The organism is Luteococcus sp., from assembly GCF_043424415.1.
Taxonomy (GTDB): Bacteria; Actinomycetota; Actinomycetes; order Propionibacteriales; family Propionibacteriaceae; genus Luteococcus.
Window position 1 is genome coordinate 1 of sequence record NZ_JBHWOO010000259.1, and the last position, 4,513, is coordinate 4,513.

Genomic DNA, 4,513 nt, shown 5'->3' on the forward strand with positions numbered 1-4,513 from the left:
TCGCGGCCATACTTCTGCACCTCCACGACCTTCTCCGGGGTCATGTCCAGCTCCTTGGCCAGCTCCTCCGGGGTGGGCTCGCGGCCCAGGTCCTGGAGCATCTGGCGCTGCACGCGGGCCAACTTGTTGATGACCTCGACCATGTGAACCGGGATACGGATGGTTCGCGCCTGGTCGGCCATGGCGCGAGTGATGGCCTGACGGATCCACCACGTCGCGTACGTCGAGAACTTGAAGCCCTTGGTGTAGTCGAACTTCTCGACCGCGCGAATCAGACCGAGGTTGCCCTCCTGGATGAGGTCCAGGAACAGCATGCCGCGGCCGGTGTAGCGCTTGGCCAGGGACACCACGAGGCGCAGGTTGGCCTCGAGCAGGTGGTTCTTGGCGCGCTTGCCATCGGCCGCGATCCACTCGTAGTCCTCGACCTCGGCCGGCTTCAGCTTGGCGCGAGCGTCGTCGTCACCGAGCTGCTCGTCGGCGAACAGCCCAGCCTCGATGCGCTTGGCCAGCTCGACCTCCATCTCGGCATTCAGCAAGGCGACCTTGCCGATCTGCTTCAGGTAGTCCTTGACGGGGTCGGCGGTGGCACCGGCCACCATGACCTGCTGCTCGGGCTCGTCGGTGTCGTCGGCATCGGAGACCACGAAGCCCTTGGACTCCTCGACGAGCTCCTTCTCCTCCTTGGCCGTCTCCTCCGGCTTGAACTCGGTCTCGTCGACGTCATCGAGGGTGCGCTTCTTGCCACCCACGGTCAGCACCACGTCGTCCCCGTCACGCTTGACCTCCACCTCAAGGCTCTCACCGGTCGCGGCGCCCGCAATCGTGACGGTCTCCTCGAGGGCGGCCTTCTTGGTGGCGCGCTTCGCGGTGGTCTTCTTGGCGGCTGTCTTGGCTGTGGTCCGCTTGGCTGTGGTCTTCGCGGCCGTCTTGCGGACCGGGGCCTTGGCGGCAGGCGTGGCTGCCTCGTCGGCGGGTGCCTTCTTGGAAGAGGTGGGCGTCACAGAGGATCCTCTCGGGAGTCCGGCGTCCGTACCGCATCGGGCGGGTACGGATGTATGGACATGTTCAGGACGGGAGTGCCGACCAGCGCCGACCCCGACCCCATTTCAGGGCGTGCGAGGGCCGGTGAAAGTCAATAGCCTTCCCGCCGCCATTCTGGCACGCCTTCGACCTCCACCCAAACGAGCGTGCCAAGTAGGCTGCGGGCATGCCGACCTCCACTGCAGACTCCACCCACCACACGGAGCCCCAGCCGCCCGTTGCCGCCCGGCACCGCGTGGTGCGCAGCTTCCACGGCGACGAGCTCGTCGATGACTACGAATGGCTGCGCGAGAAGGACTCCGCCGAGGTCATCGCCCACCTGGAGGCGGAGAACCGCTACACCGAGCAGGTGACTGCCCACCTGGAGGACCTGCGCCAGGAGATCTACGACGACATCTCGGCCCGGACCAAGCAGACCGACCTGGGCGTGCCCGCCCACGTCACGCACACCGTCGACGGCGCATCCCACGGCTGGTGGTACTACATGCGCACCGTCGAGGGTTGCGACTACCCGCTGCACTGCAGGGTCCCCGACGTCGACGGCACCCGCCCCGACCTTTCCGGCGAGGTGCCTGGCGAGCAGGTGCTGCTGGACGGCAATGTCGAGGCCGAGGGGCGTGACTTCTTCTCCGTCGGCGGCTTCTCGGTCTCCCCCGATGGCACCATGCTGGCCTGGAGCGTCGACCACCGCGGCGATGAGCGCTACCAGCTGTACGTGCGCGATCTGTCCACCGGCAGGGACTTCGGCCCCACCCACGAGGAGCTGGCCCACGGCGTGTGCTGGGCAGGGAACCGGCACCTGGTCTACTCCCGCGTCGACGATGCCTGGCGTCCCTTCCAGGTGTGGTGCCACGAGCTGCAGACCGATCCCGAGCAGGACCGGCTGCTGTTGCAGGAGGACGACGAACGCTTTTGGCTGGGCGTGGACGAGTCACGGTCACGCGGCCACCTGGTCTTCGGGGCCAGCTCCAAGCTGACCAGTGAGTACTGGTTGCTGGCCGTCGGCGAGCTCGACCAGGCCCCTCGCAGCGTGGCCGGGCGCGCCGAGGGCGTCGACTACCAGGTGGAGGTGGCCGGCGACCGGTTGCTCGTGCTGCACAACCGAGACTTCGTCGACTACGAGCTGGCCACCGCACCGCTGCAGAGCTCCACGGCCGAGGACTGGCGTCCGGTGCTGCCCGGTACTCCCGGCGTGCGGCTGGAGTCGGTTGACGCCCACGCCGCCCATGCCGTGGTCAGTGCCCGGCGCGACGGGCTCAGCGCCGTGGCCGTGCTGCACCGCGAGGGCGAGGACTGGTCGGGGCCGCATTGGGTGGACTTCGATGAGCCCGTCCACGAGGTGGTCGCTCACTCCGAACCCGACTGGAATGCCACGACGGTCCGGTTGCGCTACACCAGCCTGGTGACCCCGCCCAGCGTCCTGGAGCTGGACCTCGCCAGCGGCAATCTGGCCGAGCTCAAGCGCACGCAGGTGCTCCCGCACCCGGTGCACGGCCCCCACGATCCCGCCGACTACGTGACCGAGAGGCTGTGGGCCACCGCCGAGGACGGAACCCGGATCCCGATCAGCCTGGTGCGTCGCGCCGACGTGGTGGCCGACGGCACCGCGCCGTGCCTGCTCTACGGCTACGGCTCCTATGAGGTCAGCACCCCCCCGGCCTTCTCGATCAGCCGGCTCAGCCTGCTGCAGCGCGGCATCGTCTACGCCATCGCGCACGTGCGTGGCGGTGGTGAGATGGGGCGTCGCTGGTATGACGAGGGCAGCCAGCTGACCAAGCCCAACACCTTCACCGATTTCGTCGCCTGCGCCCAGCACCTGGTGGACCAGGGCTGGACCAGCCCCGACCGCCTCGCCGCCCGCGGTGGAAGCGCCGGCGGACTGCTGGTGGGAGCCGTCACCAACCTCGCACCCGAGCTCTTTCGTGCAGTCCATGCCGCTGTGCCCTTCGTCGACCCGCTGACCAGCATCACGATGCCCGAGCTGCCGCTGACCGTGGTGGAGTGGGAGGAGTGGGGCAATCCGATCGACGACGCCAAGGTCTATGCCTGCATGAAGGGCTACAGCCCCTACGAGAACATCGCAAGCGGGCCCTATCCGGCGATCCTGGCCACCACCAGCCTCAACGACACCCGCGTGCTCTACGTCGAACCCGCCAAGTGGGTGGCGAGGCTGCGCGAACGGGTGCAGGCCAGGCCAGGCCACGAGATCTTGTTGCTCACCCAGATGAGCGCCGGCCACGGGGGCGTCAGCGGCAGGTACGGGTCCTGGCGCGAGGAGGCCTTCGAGCTGGCCTGGATCATCGACCAGATCTCCGGCCCGACGCACTGAACCAGAGCCCCGGTCCCAGGGAGAACCCCGAGACCGGGGCTCTTGCGGGTACGACCACGGTCGCGGCTTGTCCGCTCACAGCATGATTTCCATGCACCGGAGCATTCCGTGGAAACTTTTTGGCCGCTCGTGCGTTGTGCTGGGTGAAGGACGGCGAAAGGTGGTTGGAATGGAATCTCGAGGACGAGTTCGCAGCATCGAGGGAATCGACGGCAAGGACTCCGTCGGTCTCTACCTCGAGTCGATCGCACGCACCCCCCTGCTCACGGCGGAGGACGAGGTGATGCTGGCACGCACCATCGAACTGGGGCTCTATGCCCAGGCCCTGCTCGACGGGACCGAGAAGACGAGGAAGAAGGTCACCACCGAGCAGCTGGAGCTGATGGCCGCCGAGGGCGAGGCCGCGATGCGTCGATTCGTGCAGGCCAACCTGCGCCTGGTGGTCTCGGTGGCCCGCAAGTTCGGCCGCGCCCAGATGCCCCTGCTCGACCTGGTGCAGGAGGGCAATACCGGCCTGATCCGCGCGGTCGAGAAGTTCGACTACGCCAAGGGTTTCAAGTTCTCCACCTATGCCACCTGGTGGGTGCGCCAGGCGATCAGTCGTGGCATCGCCCAGCAGGGCCGCATCGTGCGCCTTCCGGTCCACGTCGCGGAGCAGGTCAACCAGGTCAATGCGGTGCGCCGCAACCTGGAGCGCCAGCTGGGCCGTGAGCCCGAGGTCCCCGAGATCGCCGAGGAGCTGGGCCTGACCGAGGAGCGCGTGGTGGACCTGATCCGCTACAGCCGTGAGCACGTCAGCCTGGATGCTCCCGTCGAGGAGTCGGGCGACACCTCCCTGGGTGACCTGATCGCCAAGGAAACCGCCCCAGGTCCGGACGAGATGGTACTGGACGCGGAGGACCGCCAGGCGCTCGAGGACATGTTGGAGGGGCTCGACGAGCGCTCCGCCGACGTGGTGCGTCGCCGCTACGGCCTGTCCGACGGCCGACAGGCCAAGCTCGCCGACATCGGCGCCGTCTGGGGCATCACCGCCGAGCGGGTGCGCCAGATCGAGCGCAATGCCCTGGCCCAGCTGCGCGAGGCCGCCTGAGACACCGGCCCAACGGCGACGGCCGCGTTCCCACCACGGGAGCGCGGCAGAGC

Annotated in this window: 3 protein-coding genes; 2 read left to right on the forward strand and 1 reads right to left on the reverse strand. The window is 68.1% G+C overall.

What is annotated here, in order from left to right; translation table 11 throughout:
* Nucleotides 1-1,001 (reverse strand): RNA polymerase sigma factor (locus ACHFFZ_RS14840; protein WP_394277373.1); only part of this gene is annotated, 1,001 nt, incomplete at its 3' end.
* A 206-nt stretch (nucleotides 1,002-1,207) separates the two neighbouring features.
* On the opposite strand from ACHFFZ_RS14840, the gene ACHFFZ_RS14845 reads away from it, so the two are divergent.
* Nucleotides 1,208-3,370 (forward strand): S9 family peptidase, encoded by a 2,163-nt coding sequence (locus ACHFFZ_RS14845; RefSeq protein ID WP_394277374.1) that lies wholly within the window; start codon nucleotides 1,208-1,210, stop codon nucleotides 3,368-3,370.
* Between the two features lie 169 nt (nucleotides 3,371-3,539).
* Nucleotides 3,540-4,460 carry an RNA polymerase sigma factor RpoD/SigA gene (locus ACHFFZ_RS14850; RefSeq protein WP_394277375.1) on the forward strand — a complete coding sequence of 307 codons (921 nt, stop codon included), beginning with the start codon at nucleotides 3,540-3,542 and terminating at the stop codon, nucleotides 4,458-4,460.
* The last annotated feature ends 53 nt before the right edge of the window (nucleotides 4,461-4,513 follow it).

Coding starts and splice junctions, on each gene's coding strand:
- ACHFFZ_RS14845 (WP_394277374.1), top strand. CDS start 1,208: ATGCCGACCTCCACTGCAGACTCCACCCACCACACGGAGCCCCAGCCG.
- ACHFFZ_RS14850 (WP_394277375.1), top strand. CDS start 3,540: ATGGAATCTCGAGGACGAGTTCGCAGCATCGAGGGAATCGACGGCAAG.